Source organism: Moorena sp. SIO4A5 (assembly GCF_010672005.1).
GTDB lineage: Bacteria > Cyanobacteriota > Cyanobacteriia > Cyanobacteriales > Coleofasciculaceae > Moorena.
Genome location: NZ_JAAHHZ010000483.1, coordinates 1 through 3,651, shown reverse-complemented (window position 1 = coordinate 3,651; position 3,651 = coordinate 1). Strand labels below are relative to the sequence as shown.

The 3,651-nt window shown below is 48.6% G+C and carries 2 protein-coding genes; both read right to left on the bottom strand.

Features of this window, described 5'->3' with window-relative positions; translation table 11 throughout:
• Positions 1-1,324, bottom strand: a 1,324-nt coding sequence (locus F6K57_RS39625; protein ID WP_293074265.1) for a condensation domain-containing protein, incomplete at its 3' end; no start/stop codon positions are given.
• A partial coding sequence (locus F6K57_RS39620; RefSeq protein WP_293074262.1) for an SDR family NAD(P)-dependent oxidoreductase occupies positions 1,321-3,651 on the bottom strand: 2,331 nt, incomplete at its 5' end. The genes F6K57_RS39620 and F6K57_RS39625, both read right to left, overlap by 4 nt.

Below are 3,651 nucleotides of genomic sequence, written 5' to 3'. Positions count from 1 at the left end.
CCCGAAACAGGGGACTATGGCTGCGATCGCGATCGGGCTGTAAAACCTCCACCAGTTTTTCAAATGGTAAATCCTGATGATCCTGTGCATCCAAAACCTGCCGACGTACCCGCCCAACCAGAGTCCGAAAGCTCGGGTTTCCCTCCAGATTGAAGCGCAAGGCTAAAGTATTCACAAAAAAACCAATCAGTGGCTCAATCTGTTTGCGATTGCGACCAGCTAAAGGCACACCAATGGTCAAATCTTCTTGGGCACTATAGCGGTAGAGGAGAACCGTATAAGCCGCCAGAACGGTCATAAATAAGGTTGCTCCCACCGAGCGACTTAGTTGCCGTAACTTCTCAGTTAACTCTGGGGCAATCTCAAAAGTTTCCCGACAACCCTGCACTGGTTCTCCCGGTTTGTAAGACTGAATGCTTGGGAGTTCTAAGGACGGAGGCAGTTCCGCAAACTGCTGCTGCCAGTACTGCAATTGACGATCCAGTTCTGCACCTTGGAGCCATTGCCGCTGCCAAATCGCGTAATCGGCGTATTGAATGGGCAAGGGAGGTAAGAGGGGAGGTTGCCCTGCACAGAAAGCTTGATAAAGCTCAGCAAACTCTTGCATGAACACCCCTGCCGACCAGCCGTCAAAAACGATATGGTGAAAATTCAGCAGTAAAATGTGATGTTGGGGACTAAGACGCACCAGAGTGACTCGCATTAAGGGATCGCGAGCCAAGTTAAACAGGGTTTGCTCATCCTTAATCAAAAGTTTTTGGACTTCGGCTGTTTGTGCTGGCTCATTGAGGTATTGCAAGTCTACCAGAGGAAACTGTAGTGGGAGTTCCGCGTGGATCACCTGCTGGACTTCTCCCTCAATAACTTGAATGTTAGTCCTCAGAATCTCATGGCGACGGACAATTTCTTGCAATGTCTGTTCTAGAGCACTCACATTGAGCGGTCCCTTTAATTCCAGAGGACTAGGAACGTTGTAATCTGTGCTGAGGCCCGATTCTAGTTGGTCTAGAAACCAAAGTCGCTGTTGAGCAAAAGACAAGGGAATCAAGCCAGTGCGGGCTACTGGTAATAGCTTGGGCCCAATCCCAACGGTTCCTGATAGTGAATCCGGTTTCGTCTGGGAGTGCTGTTGTAGATAAGCAATGATTTCTGCTTTCCGAGCGGATAACTGTTCTTTAAAAACAGGAGTTAAAACACCTTTGGGGGCATTACACCGCAGGCGAACCTGTCCTAGATCTGTCTGTGGGTTATTATTGTTGGGATCGACCCAAAGGTTAATATCTAGAGCATTGAGTTCAGCTAGAAAGTCTTGGATAGGTCTCACAGTTCAATTTCCTCCCTTTCGTTGGACTGGGAATCAGGGGTCGGTGATTTGGGTTGGCGGGACTCTTTCACAGAAGCCACTAGCATGGCAATGGTGGGTGTCTCAAATAAACTGGCAACAGAAAGGTGACTTGCCATAACTTCCCGCAGTCGGGTCACAATTTGAGTGGCAATTAGGGAATCTCCCCCTAGTTCCAGGAAGCTATCGTTAATGCCAATCGGTTCAATCCCTAAGATGTTTTGCCAAATTTCGACTACAGTTTGCTCATCATGGTTTCGAGGAGCAATATAAGGGATAGATAAGTTGGGACGCGAATGAATAGTAGTCGTTGGTGTAGAAGCAGCTGTTGTTAGTGACGCTTTGGTCGGCGTTGGAGTAGGGTCAGGGGGATGATTATCGAACTCTGATCTGGTCTCCTGCAGCTTCACCTGGAGATCTGTAGTTGAAACCAGAACTTGAGGAAAGGGTTGATGTAAAATTCGTGCAAATGCCTCAACACCTTCTGCTGGCGAAAGGAAGTCATCAAAATTACGGTAATTGTGAGCTAAACGCGGATTGCGGGCTGCGGCTGCGGCTAGGCCAACCTTTTGCCAACCATTCCAATTAATGGAAATAGTCAAGGAATCTCTTGTGGCTGTTTGCGCCCAAGCAAAGGCATCTAGAAAGGCATTGGCAGCACAGTAATCGACTTGGCCAACAGCTGGCTGCACTGTATTCAAGGTAGAGAATAAAACAACAAAATCAAGTTCGCAATCCTGCAACAGAACATCTAGAATCAGAGTGCCTTGCAACTTACAGGCCATATGCTCGGTTGCGATCGCGCGAGTTTTCAATTGAATTAACCCACCACCGGCCACTCCAGCCCCATGAATGACACCGTGAATCCCACCGAACTGGGTGTGCGCCTGGGCGATCGCCCGTTCCATCCCCTGGTAATCAGTCACATCGGCGCAACAGATTAAAACCTCTGCCCCAAGGTCTTCCATTTCCTGGACCTTGCGAATTTTATGACTGGTCGGGTTGTCTGAATCTTTTTCAGCCAGCCATTGAAGCCATGTGGCACGGGGTGGAATGGGCGATCGGCTGATCAGAACTAACTTGGCTTGCACGGTTTCGGCTAGGTAGGTTGCAATCTCCAGACCAATTCCCCCTAAACCGCCGGTAATTAAATATACCCCCTGGGGTTTGAGCCGTAATTGATCAGGGTTTACGGCAGGTAGGGGCACTTGCTCGAAGGTGCGAACCCAGCGATACCCTCCTCGGTAAGCGATCGCGGGTTCGGTAATGGGAGTCCGCAACTCGGCCAACACTTTCGAGGCACTGGACTTGGTGAAAGGGCGATCGACATCAAAGTCTAAGTCAATACTCCGGCAGGTGATGTGAGGATATTCGGTACTGATGATTTGGATTGGTCCCAATACCGTTGCTTTTTCAGGGGCATTTAGCTCTGTACCTACAACTACCTGCATCCCATTAGAGATTGCTGTCAATTGGCAGGTTTCTGATTTGGTATCGTACTTACCCAAAGCTTGTGCCAGAAATACTAAGCTATAAAAGCCTAGGTCTTGTATAGTTTCAAGATTATGAAGTCTATCCTTAAAAGTTTCTCGGTCAGACAGGGTAGAAGGAGCAGTCACCGTCCAGAGGTGAACTATCTGCGTTGGCCAGCATTCTGTTGTCTTCAGGTCTTGCATTAAAGTATGGTAATCTTCCGCTCGACCAGGATTAAGGCGATAAGATGGTAGACCGGTTTCAGTATCGTTAGGATTGACAGATGGTTTCTCAAAGCGATCGCCTATCTCAACAACACAAACCGTTTCTGCATTTGCCTGCAAAGCTTCCACAAGGGAAACTCCTACACCATAGGGATCGAGAAATACCAGCCAGCATGTGCCTGAATTAGTTGAAGCCAGAGGGTAGGGCAAGGAAACGCGCTTCCAGGAGGGCAGGTAAAACCAATCTGCTGGGTCAGAACTGCGGCTTGACCTATTATTACTAGGTACTAGTCTAGGGGGCGCACTAGTAGTCGAACTAAACTTGGCTGTGGAGATTCCAGCAGTTGCTGAATTCAAACCATTGTAAGACTCTGTCTGTTCAATCCAGTATCGCTGCCGCTCGAAGGGATAGGTAGGTAAGGGAATACGATAACAGGTCTGCTCACTGTAAACCCTCGACCAGTCTACTGAACTTCCAGTTAACCAAAGTTGCCCCAAGGTTTGTAGGGCAAAAGCCATATCTGAGAGGTTTTCCTGGGGGTGAGGCATGGAGTTAAGGACAACCTGCTCACTGAGCCGCTGTGAATGTCGCTTAGCCAAGGTGCTTAAGGT